9 protein-coding genes are annotated in these 15,581 nt (G+C 35.7%); all 9 read left to right on the top strand.

Annotated elements, in window-relative coordinates; translation table 11 throughout:
* Positions 1-24 precede the first annotated feature (24 nt).
* The gene (locus tag IR022_RS13455) at positions 25-699 is read left to right on the top strand and encodes a fasciclin domain-containing protein (RefSeq protein WP_194204105.1); all 675 of its coding nucleotides are present in this window, start codon (positions 25-27) and stop codon (positions 697-699) included.
* 25 nt (positions 700-724) lie between these two features.
* Positions 725-1,795 carry a hypothetical protein gene (locus IR022_RS13450; protein ID WP_194204104.1) on the top strand — a complete coding sequence of 357 codons (1,071 nt, stop codon included), beginning with the start codon at positions 725-727 and terminating at the stop codon, positions 1,793-1,795.
* Positions 1,796-1,920: 125 nt separating this feature from the next.
* The gene (locus IR022_RS13445; protein ID WP_194204103.1) at positions 1,921-2,592 is read left to right on the top strand and encodes a TonB-dependent receptor plug domain-containing protein; all 672 of its coding nucleotides are present in this window, start codon (positions 1,921-1,923) and stop codon (positions 2,590-2,592) included.
* 56 nt (positions 2,593-2,648) lie between these two features.
* Complete coding sequence (locus tag IR022_RS13440; RefSeq protein WP_194204102.1) at positions 2,649-4,172, top strand: hypothetical protein; 1,524 nt, start codon at positions 2,649-2,651, stop codon at positions 4,170-4,172.
* An 11-nt stretch (positions 4,173-4,183) separates the two neighbouring features.
* The gene (locus IR022_RS13435; protein WP_194204101.1) at positions 4,184-6,073 is read left to right on the top strand and encodes an alpha-L-fucosidase; all 1,890 of its coding nucleotides are present in this window, start codon (positions 4,184-4,186) and stop codon (positions 6,071-6,073) included.
* 277 nt (positions 6,074-6,350) lie between these two features.
* The gene (locus IR022_RS13430) at positions 6,351-10,442 is read left to right on the top strand and encodes a two-component regulator propeller domain-containing protein (protein ID WP_194204100.1); all 4,092 of its coding nucleotides are present in this window, start codon (positions 6,351-6,353) and stop codon (positions 10,440-10,442) included.
* Between the two features lie 163 nt (positions 10,443-10,605).
* Positions 10,606-12,465 carry a TonB-dependent receptor plug domain-containing protein gene (locus IR022_RS13425; RefSeq protein ID WP_194204099.1) on the top strand — a complete coding sequence of 620 codons (1,860 nt, stop codon included), beginning with the start codon at positions 10,606-10,608 and terminating at the stop codon, positions 12,463-12,465.
* Between the two features lie 85 nt (positions 12,466-12,550).
* Positions 12,551-14,311, top strand: coding sequence for a pectate lyase (locus IR022_RS13420; protein WP_194204098.1), 1,761 nt, complete (start codon positions 12,551-12,553; stop codon positions 14,309-14,311).
* 123 nt (positions 14,312-14,434) lie between these two features.
* On the top strand, positions 14,435-15,574 hold the full coding sequence (locus IR022_RS13415; protein ID WP_194204097.1) for a glycoside hydrolase family 105 protein: 1,140 nt from the start codon (positions 14,435-14,437) through the stop codon (positions 15,572-15,574).
* Positions 15,575-15,581 lie beyond the last annotated feature (7 nt).

Here is a 15,581-nt window from a genome sequence, read left to right as displayed (position 1 = left end):
AAGTTTGATTAAATCATTAGAATTATGATAAAAAAATATATAAGAATAGCTTTTGCTATTATCGCTTTCCCTCTGGTATTTGCGGGTTGTGAAGTATTTGGTTTGGATTTACAAGAACCTTACGACTATGACTATGAAGCAGGTACTTATGATAATCATATAAATATGACGGTCTGGGAATTTGTACAAACCCGTCAGGATCTTTTTCCGATACTGAAAGAGGCTATTGAGTATGCTGAGATGCAGAATATGTATAATGAGTCGGCGGCAACTTATATTCTTCTTACAGATAAAGCTTTCAATTCAACAACATCTACTGATCTGAGCTATTTTCAGACACATAAATTATATGAAAGACCGGGTGATGAGACAAGTTTGTATGCACCTATATCGATGACTCAATATCCAAAAGAGCAAGTCAAGGAATTTTTACTTTACCATATTGTAAAGGGAGCACATACATGGAGTAATCTTCCAGCCGAACCCAAGTGGTTCGACTCTTATGCTTCTGCCGATACGGCTAAAGTAAATATGTATCTGATAAAAGATCGTAATCCGAATATTGTCTTTAATAACTTTAATGGGCACTACAAGTCTGAAATCAAGCCACGTACAAGTAACCTCCTTTCTACATCGGGTGCGTATATTCATGTGGTAGAATCGTGGATAGACAGACCTACTAAAGACATATTGAAATAAATTGACAAATAAAAATTGTATATATATGAGACATTATATAAAATCACTATACTTTATCTTGCTTTGTGGACTCTTGGCTACAAGCTGTTCGGATGATCATTATGTGGAAATTGATTCGTTGAATACAGACGGAGATGAGTTTTATTGTAATCAGAAAGTTAAGATATGGATGGCTGTTCGCTCTGACGATTTGAGCGAAGTGGATTATCAATGGTCTTGTGAAGGTGGACGCTTAACTCAGCCTCAGGGCTTGGATGAGATGACTTGGCAAGCTCCTAATACTCCGGGTACTTATACTGTATCGTGTACTGTTAGCTCAGGAGGGAAATCTCAAACACGCATTCACAAAATGTATGTATCTAGTTATTTCTTCGAAAAATTCGAAAAAACTCCTTATGGAATTACACCTCAATCGGGGTCGGAAATAATAGCTAAAACCGAATCCATTGGTGGGACAACCAATACTTATGCTCAATTTAATGGCAAATCGAGTACCGAGGTACAACGCTATTTAGAAAAAGTCTTTAATGATGCTCAATTAAAAATTCCTTTTAGTACGATTTCTAAAATAGGATTCATCAGTGCCATTCCTGCTGACTCAATGACTGTAGGGACAAAAAAAGGACCTCCTTCGTTATATTATGCATGGGGTTTAAAGCGTGATCCAAAGCAGACAGATGTAGTATATCCAACTCAATTAAAAGTAGAGTGGTATCCTAACGTAAAAGGAAAAATACCTGTTACATCTCTTGGAGAGAAATTCAACCTAGCCATCTCAATTTCTTATTTAGAAAAAGGAGTTCTCAAAGTTGTTTCATTTATGACGTATGTTGCCAAAGTGTCGTCTTTTGACAATGGGATATACAAAAAAATCTCGATGAGTGTGGATAAAGATTATTACATCTATATCAATTTAGATGGAGAGGAAGTACTTAAATCTTCGTGGCTGAGAGAATTTAGAACGAAAAATAATAGTCAGGATAATATTTATATTGACTGGTGGCGTATCGGATTTCCTAATGGAACGGGGAAAAATCTCCCGGTTTTATATTTAGATGATGCATACGGGGCAAATGATGGAGCAATACTTAAATAAAGTATTAAATAGGTGTGTAGTTTAGATAGTTAGAATGTAGGGGCGAATTGATTTGTTCGCCCTTCATTTATTCTATTTGCTGCATTAGTCTGTCTTTACGTTTATATAACCTTAAATATTAATCTATGAAACAGATACTTTGTGTAATGCTTCTGGTATTTGTATTATTTCCGATTAGAGCCGGAGATATTACAGGACGGATTGTAGACAGAAAAGGGAAGCCTGTTAAAAACATATTGGTAAAAGTCAAAAATACATCTAATACGACCAAAAGCTTGAAAGATGGAACTTTCTTATTGAAGAGTGTTTCAGAAAGTGATACTCTGCAAATAAGTCCTTCAAAAAATAAGAAAGTATATATTCCGGTGAAAGATAATTATGCGTTTGATATTATTCTAGGCAAGGAGAGTCTGAGCTTAAATAGATTAAGCGGCGAAGAATTTTTTGATTACTTAAAAACACTTCCGGTTCGTAATAATTCTAATGTATTGACGAGAGAGGAAATCGAAGAATCGAGCGCCAACTCGTTGATAGATCTATTACGCGGAAATATTCCAGGAGTTCAGATGACCGAAATAGACAATGTACCTATTGCTAAAATACGTGGAGGGAGTTCTATGTCATTAAGTGTAGAGCCTCTTTACATTGTTGATAATGTAGAGTATAACAGTCTTGTAAATGTCAATAGTTCGGTCAATATAAAAGATATTGAGTCTGTAGAGGTGTTGAAAGATGCTTCAATGTATGGCCTTAAAGGTGCAAATGGGGTGATTGTTATTAAAACAAAGATAAATTGATGTGCTTTTTTGAATAAAAAGCATCCATTTAATAGAAACGAGACATCTAATATATTATGAAAATATTACAACATATATTTCTCTTAGTCTTTTTCAGTCTGCTTGCAATTGGCGTAAATGCTCAAGAAACATGGAAGTCTGATTTAGTAAAACTAAATACAGATGGTAGTCTAAGTTATATACCCGATAAAGAAGGAAATATAATACCCGATTTTAGTAGAGTGGGCTACCATCATGGAGACAAAAATATACCCGATTATTCTACTACAATAACTCTTCAACCTCTTATTGCGGGAGATTGTACTGCCCTTATTCAAGATGCTATTGATAAAGTATCACTTATGCAACCCGATGCAACGGGACATAGAGGTACGATATTATTAAAGAGTGGAGAATATAAAATAGAAGGCAATCTATATATAAAAGCTGGCGGAATAATTCTCCGAGGGGAAGGAGATGGTATTGAAGAAACTCGGCTTGTTTCATTAAGCAAGAATCAAAAAGCACTTATAAATATTCAAGGCGAGGGCAAAATAACAGAAGTTGAAGGTAGTCGTATAAAGATAACAGACAAGTTTGTACCTGTGGGTACTCATTCATTTGCAGTGGCTTCAGCTAAGAATCTGAAAGTGGGCGATCGTATTATTGTTTTTCGTCCGGGAACCGATGCTTGGATCGAAGCCATAAGAATGAATAAAATTGTGGAAAGACAAGGTACAAAGCAATGGAAAGCCGAAGAATATAATCTGCATTTCGAACGTGTAATAACTGCCATAAAAGGTAACCTTATAACTATTGATAATCCAATAGTAATGCAATTGGATGAAAAATTTGGAGGTGGCGAAATCTATAGATACACTTATAATGGACGTATCAACGAAATAGGTATTGAACATATGTATTTAGAAAGTATGTATATGGGAGAGCAGGACGAAGAACATAGCTGGATAGGTGTAGAATTTAATCATGCCGAAAATTGTTGGGTTAAAGGTGTAACTGCTCGTTATTTTGCTTATGCTTGCGTGAGCCTCGAAGTAGGAGCTAAAAATATAACAGTACAAGAATGCAAAAGCTACGAAGCAAAATCGATTCCTACGGGAGGAAGACGATATTCGTTTAATAATTGGGGGCAGCAAAATTTATTTATGAATTGCGTAAGTACACAAGCACGACACGATTATGTAACAGGAGCCAGAGTATGTGGTCCTAATGTGTTTTATAATTGTGTGGCAAGAGAGTCTTTGAGTGATATTGGACCCCATCATCGTTGGTCTGTGGGTACATTATATGATAATATAACTACCGATAATCAGATTAATGTTCAGGACAGAGGACAAATGGGTAGCGGACATGGCTGGGCAGGAGTAACACAAGTGTTGTGGAACTGTAAGGCTAGGATTGTAGCAGTACAAAATCCATGGACATCCGGAAATAATTATTGTATTGGTTTGCAAGGAGAGAAAACTCTGGGACATTTCAAAGACCGTCCTGATGGTATATGGGAGGGACATAATAAATCGGGTTTAATACCTGTTTCCTTATATTTGGCTCAGTTAAAAGCTCGTCAAGTGAATAAATAAAAGGATACGCTATGAAAAAACAGATTATATCATTTGTCTTAACCAGCTTATTATTAAGCTCTGTATCTCAAGCTCAAATTAAATTTGACAAAGGGGATGAACAGGGAATGGATGTTGGAAAACTTGATTTGCATCAGGATAGTATTGCAGTGCAAGAAGCACTATCGGATTGGTGGAAAGATTCACAAAAAACTCTTAGTGAGAGAATGTCATGGTATAACGATGCCAAGTTTGGTTGTTTCATTCATTGGGGAGTATATTCTGAAGCAGGAGGGGAATGGAAAGGAAAACCGGTTACTGGATATTCGGAGCATTTGATGAGAAAAGAAAAAATATCGCTTCAAGAATACAAAGATAAACTAGTCATACCTTTCAATCCTGTAGACTTCGATGCAGACGAATGGATGCTACATGCTAAAGAAGCAGGTATGCGTTATTTTATAATTACAGCCAAGCATCACGATGGATTTGCTATGTATTTCTCAGATGTTTATCCATATGATATGCGAATGACCAAATACAATAAAGATCCGATGATGGAATTGAGAGCTGCTGCCACTAAATATGGAATCAAATTTGGATTCTATTATTCGCATGCTTTTGATTGGGAACATCCAGATGCTCCCGGAAATGATTGGGATTATAATAATCCCGGTGGAGACAAACTAATAGGTGGTGCCAATTGGTGGCTAACTCGTACTGATTTTATTCCTCACGCAGAGAAATATGTAAGCGAAAAATCGATACCTCAGATAGTGGAACTCATTAAAAAGTATAATCCGGATATCTTGTGGTTCGATACACCGCATAAGCTACCCTTATATGAAAATATCAGGATACTGAAAAGTATTCGAGAGGCTAGCCCCGATATTGTAGTTAATGGTAGATTAGCACGTTTTGCGGGTGGTAATCTGGGCGATTATATCAATACCGGAGATAGGGCTGCGTACTTTTTTCCTGTGAAAGGATATTGGGAGTCTATTCCTACCACTAACGAATCGTATGGATATAGCAAATACGACTCGTCTCATAAGGCGGTGAGCCATTTTATACGTTTGGTATCTTCAGCAACATCAAAAGGAGGAAATATATTGATGAATGTAGGACCAATGGGAAATGGAAAATGGGATGAGAAAGATGTTGAAATATTTAAAGGGGTAGGTAAATGGCTTTCTGTATATGGAGAAGCCATTTATGGGAATGAACGAACAGACCTTCCTGTTCAGACATGCGGTGTTACAACAAAGAGGGATAATATTACTTATTTGCATATATACAATTGGCCTAAAGATGGTAAACTTATAGTGGGAGGTCTGACTTCTGATATTGATAAAGCTTGGATTGTGGGTAATTCAAACAAGAATGAACTGAAGACAGGCAGATTAAGTAGTAAAGATGTGGAGATCTTCTTACCACAGGTAGCACCTGATACTATAAATACAATAGTGGCTTTGACTTTGAAAGAAAAGAAAGCTGCTTATCCTGTAAGATTGCTTTCTACTTCATCAGAGAACATATTATATGCATTCGATGCGGAGCTTAAAGGTGTAGGTTTGGGCTATGGAGATGGCAAACCAAATAGGAATTATGTAAAAGGATGGAATAATAACAGTCAATCCTTTCAATGGAAATTCCGAATAAATGAAGCAGCGAACTATGATATATATATAGAGTATAATACTGAATCGGAAAAAGATAAAGGAAGCGTTATCTTAAATATCAATGGGAAGCGATATGAGATAAATTATGTACCAAGACTTGAAAAAGATGGAGTAAATAGTATTCAGGCAGGACAGATTAGTATTCCTAAAGGAGAATATATTTGCTTATTGGAAGGAGATAAATATGAGGGAGTCTCTTATCTGAGACCCATAGCTGTGCGTCTTATTCCAGCTAATTGAATATTGGTAAGAAAATAATAAAGTCTTACAATATTTCTGATGTTGTAAGACTTTTTGGGATTATGTGACATTGATAAATGATACCTATCAAGTTTAGCTATAATACCAAATATTTCACTATTTTTATCGAGAGTTGGAATATATCCAAGAGTGAATTAAGTAACAATTAAGTAGGAGCAGACATACATATATTCTAGACCCACCGTGTATAATATATCGAATTAGCTCCCATACCAAAGTAACACATAGGTCTGAGACCTTATTAGCCTTATTTTCTATGAAGAACTTACTATTTCTTCTGCTCTTCTCTATGTCAATAATATGTGTAGAGGGAAAAGATCTATACTACTTTTCTAATTTGTCGCTAGGAAACGGATTATCTCAGATAACAGGAACCTCTATCCTCCAAGATAGTAAAGGATTCATGTGGTTTGGAACACGGAATGGATTGAATAGGTTTGATGGTTACAATTTTGATGTATTTATAACGGATGCAGAAGATAATTCGAGTATAAGTGATAATCATATTTTATGCATGACCGAGGATAATAATCAGAATCTTTGGATAGGAACAAACAATGGACTTAATTGCTTAAACCCTTCTACTAATAAATTTAAGAGGTATTATCTCGAACCTAATAATAAGAACTCATTATATCACAATACAATACTATCTATCTTTTTCGACGATCAGAATAATCTTTGGGTAGGAACAAATCAAGGCTTGAATTTATATGATCAGGCTACGGATTCATTTCGTCGTATAACAATAGATAATTTGTTGGAACATAACCGTGTGAATGCAATAGTAAAGAAAGAGAATAAACTTTATCTCGGTACTTTGACAGAGGGGTTAATTGTGTATAATCTCGAGAATAAACAATATACAGTTTATAAAAATACACCAAATGACGCATATAGCATTTCAGATGATTATGTGAAAGTCCTTTTTATTGATAGGAATGACAATTTATGGGTAGGTACACAAAACAAAGGTATAAGTTATTTAAAAAAAGGAGCAAAGGAATTCACCTATTATAATGAGAATAATGGACTAACAAATAATAATATAAGAAATATTACTGAAGCACCCGATGGAAGTATTGTAGTGGGGACTTTCAATGGACTCAACGTGATAGATAATAAAACAAGAGAGATTACACAATATAAAGAATACTCTTCGGGACAAGGTGCGTTGAGTCATTATTCAATTATTAGCGTTTACTTCGATCGATCTCAAACATTGTGGGTAGGTACTTATGCGGGTGGTATTTGTTATTACAACAGATATGGCCAAAAATTTCAGTTTTATAACCCTAGTGCAAGTTTGAAGGCAATATTGGGAATAATGGGGCCAATTGTTGAGACTCCAAGCAGCCTTTATATTGCAACCGAAGGAGGAGGATTGCTCGAAGTGGATAAAAAAACAGAATCGTTTAAGCATTACTTGATATTTGATAATGCGAATAAAGTTTATCAAAAGAACATAATAAAATCGCTCTATCAAGATGGCTCTCGAATTCTTTGTGGAACCAATCTAGGTACTATTTATAGTTTTGATATGAGTAGCCACAAATTTTCGTTAGAATATGATCTAAAAGAAGAAAGATCTATTTATCAAATAGGTAAAACACGAAAAGGAGACTTGGTGATAAGTGGTGTTAGTGAATATGGTTTTTCTCTGATTTTAGGAAATAAAGATGTAAGAAAAGAATTTCCGGTTATAGGAAAGCAAAATATTCGATTTTCGGATGTACGAAGTATGCTTGAGATCGAGACAAATGTATTTCTTATCGGCACAAGAAATAATGGCTTGTTCTACTATGATTACAATACCCATATATTAAAGAATTATAAGAACAATCCATTAGAAAATAATCCCGATAAAATACCGGAAAACTTTGTTACTTCTATTGTTAAAGATAGTGCGGGAGAGATATGGATTGGAACTTTTGGTGGTGGTATAAGTTTGTTTGATCCTAAATCCGATAAGTTTATTACTTATGGTACAAAAGACAGCCTATTGAATAACAATGTGTGTATGATTGTTGATGGAGGTAACAGGCATTTATGGATTAGCACAAGTACGGGTATTTCCGATTTTAACACAGACGCAAAAACGTTTCAGAATTATACACATTCTAATGGATTGAAAATTGATGAGTTTACACTTCATGCAGGTCTGAAACTTTCTAATAATAATATAATCTTCAGTGGTAGTAATGGCTTTGTAACATTCAATCCACAGCGAATGACGGTCAATCCTTATGTTCCGCCTATTGTCTTTAATAATTTATATATTAACAATGCTAAAATTGTGTCCGGTGGTGAGGATAAAATACTTAAAGAGCAATTGAATTCACAGAAAAAAATTGTGCTCAAGTACGACCAATCCAATATTTCAATAGAGTATAGCGCTCTTAATTTCATTTTTGCCGATAAAAATCAGTATGCTTATAAACTGGAAGGTTTCGATAAAGAATGGAATAATGTGGGATCAAGAAGGATGGCATATTATACAAATATCCCTCCCGGAGAATATCAATTTGTAGTTAAAGGATCTAATAATGATGGTGTTTGGAATGATGAAGGAGCGAGTCTAAAAATCGTTGTTTTGCCTCCGTTCTGGAAAACATGGTGGGCTTATACTTTTTATGTTTTATTTATTTCGGGTATTATCTTGTTTATTATACGCTATTTTACGGAGAGGAAGAGATTGGAAAATGATATAAAACTAAAACAGATGGAAGCGAAAACTCAAGACGAATTCCATCAGGCTCGAAATAAGTTATTCACTAATTTTTCGCATGAACTGAGAACACCACTTACACTCATCATTAATCCTCTAGAAGATATGGTGGAAAAGGAGGACCTTACATCTAAGGTCAGAGAAAATATGATTTTGATGAGGAGTAATGCCCGACGATTACTGCGTTTGGTTAATAACTTAATGGATTTCCAAAAGAAAGAGAGTGGAACGATGAGTTTAAAAATCTCAGAAAATGACTTTGTGAAGTTTTCCGAAGAAATGGTTTTAATCTTTAGGGAGTTGGCAGTTTCAAGAAAAATTAATTTTGAGTTTAATCATACAATCAATGTTGTCAATAATTGGTTTGATAAAAGCTTAATGGAAAAGGTATACTTCAATTTGCTGTCCAATGCGTTTAAAAACGTACCAAATGGAGGGGCTATTGATGTTAATTTAAGTTGTATGACACTATCTGAAATAAAGAAAAATTTCGCAGAAAAAGGTAAGAGTTTTATAAATGAAGATATATCATACATAATATTAGAAATCAAGGATTCAGGGACGGGGATAGCAAATGACGAGCTAGAGAAAATATTTATACCATTCTATCAGGTGGCACAGAACGAACACTCTGCATCGGGTACCGGCTTAGGCTTAAGCCTTAGTAAATCTATAATAGAAATGCATCATGGAGTGATATGGGCTGAAAGCTCCGACGCATCGGGAGCTGTTTTTAAATGTATTCTTCCTATATGTAAAGACTGTTTCATAGACGATGCTTATACCGAAGAAATCGCGGAAGAGACTGAATTATCATACACTATAGATTGTTCGGAAGATAAAGAATCGGAAGAAAAGAAAACGGTAAAACGAACCACTATTTTAGTTGTTGAAGACAATATTGATGTTCGGAGATATATTATTTCTCTATTGAAAGATGCACATAATATAATTGAAGCAGCCAATGGATTGGAAGCCATAGATAAAGCTATAAATCACTCACCGGATCTGCTAATATCGGATCTGATGATGCCCAAAATGGATGGTATGGAAATGTGTAAAAGAATAAAAACCGATTTGCGAACCAGTCATATTCCTGTGATAATGATTACTGCACGTGCAATGACCGACGATATTAAAGAAGGTTATGAGGCAGGAGCAGATGAATATATAGTAAAACCGTTTAACTCGTCTCTATTAATTGCCAGAGTAATAAATATTCTTCAAGCCAGAGAAAGTTTGAAAGAAATATATGGGAAGCGGTTTTCTTTGGAAACTTTGGGCGTTGAGGCTTCTTCTGTTGATGAACGATTTATGCAGAAATTATATGAAATCTTGGAAAAAGATGTCTCGAATCCCGAACTTAACTTGGATGATTTTAGTCGCGATGTTGGAATGAGTAGAGCAAATTTATACCGAAAAATAAAAGCTATCACTAATCTTTCGCCTAATGAGTTTATTCGTAATTTTCGTTTGAATATGGGGGCGAAAATGTTGAAAGAAGCAAAGTTGCCAGTTTCGGAAGTATATGTTGCTGTAGGATTTAATAGTCATGCTTATTTCTCTAATTGTTTCAAAACTTATTTTGGTATGTCTCCTACCGAATACACTAATCAATAGATGAATATAGAGTGCTGATTGGATTGATTTTGTAATTATTTGATTGTTTTTTACAAATGAGCAGATAACTATGTGAGTAATTTTATGATCTGAATACTTTAAATCGAGATACTATGAATTATGTAATTATAACCTTATCTGTTCTTACTTTTATTAATCAAATATGAAAATATTAATTTTCATCTGGGCTTTTATCACTCTACCTTTTGGGTATTTATCAGCTCAAACCATAGGAAAAGATACTATTTCATTGGGTGAAGTAACTGTGATAAGTAGTACAAAAACACAAGTCAACCGCAATCAGATACCAGCCACAGTATCCGTTATAACTCGTGATGAAATAGAAGCTGATGGAGAGTCGGCTTTACTTTCAGTTTTATCCGGACGTGTACCGGGATTGTTTGTTACCGAGCGTAGCATAACGGGGTTTGGGGTATCGTCAGGTTCGGCAGGAACTGTCAATATCAGAGGAGTAGGAGGCGGAAATAAAGTGCTGATGCTTCTCGACGGGCAACCCCAGTGGGCAGGTATTTTCGGACATCATCTTCCTGATACATACGTATCTTCTGATGCCGAAAAGGTAGAAGTAATACGAGGACCGGGTTCGTTGCTCTATGGATCTAATGCTATGGGCGGAGTGATTAATATAATAACACGTAAGGCAAAGCAAGATGGAGTTAATGGACAGGCGCGTTTACAATACGGATCGTACAACACACAAAAATACATGGCGAATGCCAGATTAAAAGAAAATAAGCTGAATGTCTTTGCATCCGTTAATCACGATTGTACAGATGGGCATCGTGAAAATTCGAAATTCTATATAACTAATGGATTTGTTAAGGCCGGCTATGAAATCTCTCATAACTGGAATGTATCGGGGGATGCCATGGTAGCTAAATTTAAATCGAATAATCCGGGAAGTGTCGAACAATTAATGACAGATAATTGGGTGGATGCTCTTCGCTCATCTTATTCTTTTTCAGTGGAGAATAACTATTCCAACTCAAGTGGAGCATTTAAAGCTTTTTATAATTATGGAGATCATGAAGTAAATGACGGATGGAAAAATGGAAAGCCCCGAGATTATTTATTTGAATCGAGAGACCATAATGCAGGGTTTATGCTTTATCAATCGGCTCATCTTTTCAAGGGTAATCTTTTAACTGCCGGACTCGATTATAAAAACTGGGGAGGTCATGCCTGGAATCAATTTCCGGACAAAGAAGTAGACATAATAGATAAAACAGTAAATGAAACAGGGCTTTATTTATTGATGCAACAGACTTTATTTCATAAGCTGACATTAAATGCAGGTATTCGCCTCGAAATAAATCAGGTATATGGTCGTGAATGGGTTCCGCAAGTTGGATCAGCTTATCAACTGAATAAAAATACAACTCTGAAGGCTTCATTGTCAAAAGGCTTTAGAAGTCCCAATCTTAGAGATTTGTATATGTATGTTGCAGCAAATCCCGATTTACGACCCGAATCGATGATGAATTATGATTTTTCAATTCTCCAAAAATGTTTGCAAGGTAAGTTAAATTTTGAATTAACAGCCTTCTACATCGAAGGGAAGGATATGATACAAACTGTTCCTGTAGATGGAAAAATGCTAAATGAGAATATAGGTTCTTTTATAAATAAAGGATTTGAGTTTGCCGTTAATTACTATATTCTACCCTCTTTAAAAGTGACAGGAAATTATAGTTTCCTCCAGACCAATAAAACTATTATTGCTGCACCCAAACACATGGCATTTATTGAAGCCACCTGGAAGATAAATAAATTGACATTGAGTGCAAATACTCAATATATCGATAAGTTATATACTCGGGTGGGATACGATTCTAAAACCGAAAATTATACTTTGCTAAATGCATGGGCTCTCTATAAATTATCGAAAACATTCTCTCTGTTTATGAATGGAGATAATCTTACAGGGCGTAAATATACTATCAACGGAGGGTTCCCTATGCCCGGTACTACTGTAATGGGAGGAATTGATATCACATTTTGACAGTTTCTACAAAAATCTGACTGATTCCTACAAATAGGAAAGATTATTAATGCTGAGATTTGAATATTCCTTAAAACTATTTATTATGAAAGATAAAATAAGGAGGATAACATTATCCTTTATTCTAATCGTTACTAGCAGTTTATTATTTGGTCAATCTCAAAGTGAGTTGGTCTATTTCGGACAAAATGGAAAACTCGAATATAAACCTTATTCAGATAAAGGCGATATAATTCCCGATTTTTCCAATTGTGGATATATGGGCGGTGGTGTAGCTATACCCGATCTGCCGATTGTAGCAGTGGTCGAATCTCCAAGTAAAGGAGATGATACTCCTATGATTCAGTCAGTAATAAATGCAGTGTCAAAACTAAGCCCTGATAAAGATGGGTTTAGAGGAGCTATATTAATAAAAAAAGGAGTATATAATATATCCTCTCCTTTAAAAATAACAACTGGTGGTATAGTTTTGAGAGGAGAAGGAAATAACAAAGAGAGTGGAACTGTATTATTGGCAACCTCTACAAATAAATACAATGTAATCGAATTAGGAATTAATGCGAAACTTACACCTATAATCTCTAGTGAGCAATATATTACGGATAAATATGTTCCGTCGGGAAGTAAAATAATACATGTAAAAGATGCTGGAAAAACATTTAAAGTAGGGGATAATATGGTAGTACATCGTCCGAGTACTGCCGAATGGATTCATGCAATTGGTATGGATTCAATAGCACCGCGTCCATTAAAGGCTGAGACTACGAAGGAGTCGTTTCTTCGGTTTCGTAAATATGGAAACAATACAAATACAAATGGAACAAAACAATGGGAAGCAGGATCTAAAGATTTGATCTTTGAGCGAACCATAGTTTCTATTGATGGCGATAAGGTCACGTTAGATATTCCTCTGGTAAATGCTTTGCAACAAGAATTTGGAGGGGCTAAAATTTATAAATATAATTTTCCAGAGAGAATTGCTCAGTGTGGAATCGAGAATATCTATGGAATGTCGGTATATGATCCAAGTGTGAAAGAGAAAGATAAATACATAGGGGAGTATAATGCTGATGAAAATCATGCAAACAATTTTGTCTTTTGCAATGCTATCGAAAACGCATGGATAAGAAACGTAAGTGTAGAGCAGTTCGACTGTTGTGTTTGGACTTCATCTTCTGCCAAATTTATTACCGGACAAGATTTATCGGCAACTAATCCCATATCAGTTATTACAGGAGGTCGTCGTTATGCCTATTCAGTTTGGGGACAGATGTGTTTGTTTCAGCGTTGTTATTCGAGTCATCATCGACACGAATTTGTATTGGGGGCAAGTGTTGCAGGACCCAATGTTTTTGTAGATGGTGGGGGAGATATGACTTTTGCTTCAAGCGAGCCCCATCAACGGTGGGCAGCAGGTTGTCTCTATGATAATATCACAATCAAAGGACCCGATGGCTCATTACTATCCGTGAATAGAGGATGGTATGGTTCGGGGCATGGTTGGTCTGGTGCGCAGATTGTTTTCTGGAATTGCAGTGCTCCAGTTATTATGGTAATGCAGCCTCCTACAGCTCAAAATTTCGCAATAGGAAGTAATGGGACTATACAGGATAAGTGGGTTGAAAATGGCAGAAGGAGTACAATAGCGGCTATAAATGGAGTTTCGAGAAGCAATTTTCAAGATAAGGGGCTTATCTCTGTTGGTGATGGGTGGATAGAATTAGTTGATCAGACAGTTAATCCAAAGAGTCTTTACTATCAACAATTAAAAGATCGTTTGGGTCTGACCGCTTTGCAGAATGTAATTAGTAAGAGTCAGGAGCAGAACTTAATCGAAAAGAAATAAATCAATAGATTTTACAAATGATTCGATTTTACAAACAATTGAATAAGCATTACAAATTCAATGAATTGTGAGTTACTATATTTGAGTGCCTGAATATATTACCGAACCTTTATTTCTAATACCATGAAAAAGACAATACTATCAGTCTTATTTTTGACAATGAGCATCCTCTCGATTTCAGGATTGTATGCCCAGAAGAATACCGATTTGAAGAATTGGCCAAAAGGCAAAGATCCTCAAACTGTTGGGTTACTGATCGCAAACCACTTTGTAGAGAGTCCTCATAATAGTTTCAGACCACCTGCACCTCCTAAATCAATTACTTATCCTGAAGTATGTGTATGGTATGGAGCCATTAAATTTGCAGAAGTAACTAATAATAAAGTATTACTCCAACAATTAGAGCAACGTTTCTTACCTTTTTTCGATGATGAAAAGCATTTAATGCCACGACCGTATCATGTAGACTATTCGGTTTTTGGTACTATTCCTTTAGAGCTTTATAAACACAACAAAGATCAGCGATTTTACAATATGGGTATGGGTTTTGCCAATGCGCAATGGACGTTACCAATAGACTCTCCCGAAATAAAGAAAAAAGAATATCAAAAATTTTTAGATCAGAATCTTACATGGCAGACCCGCTATTGGATTGATGATATGTATATGATAACAATGGTGCAATCTAAGGCATATCATATTACAGGAGACAAAAAGTATATAGAACGGGCTGCACATGAGATGGTTATTTATTTGGATACGATTCAACGACCAAATGGGCTATTTTACCACGCACCCGATGCTCCTTTCTTTTGGGGAAGAGGCAATGGATGGATGGCGGCAGGAATGAGTGAGTTGCTTACTTCTTTGGATAAGAACAATAAAGATCATTATACTATTATGACATCTTATTTGAAAATGATGGAAAGTCTTAAAAAGTATCAGAGACCAGATGGTTTGTGGGGACAGCTTATAGATAAACCTGAATCGTGGGTAGAAACATCAGGCTCGGCAATGTTTGCATATGCTATGATAATGGGAGTAAAAAATGGGTGGCTTGATAAGAATGAATATGCTCCTTTGGCTCGTAAAGCATGGCTTACATTGGTCGATTATATTAATGAAGACGGAGATATATCAAATGTGTGTGAAGGCACTAACCGAAGAAATGATTATCAGTATTATCTAGATCGTAAGCAAAAAACGGGCGATATGCATGGGCAGGCTCCGATGTTATGGTGTGCGTGGGCATTACTAAAATAAAACAACC

It is taken from the genome of Dysgonomonas sp. GY617, assembly GCF_015233815.1.
Taxonomy (GTDB): Bacteria; Bacteroidota; Bacteroidia; order Bacteroidales; family Dysgonomonadaceae; genus Dysgonomonas_A.
Note: the sequence above shows the minus strand (reverse complement) of the source record. Positions and strands in the feature narration are given on the sequence as shown.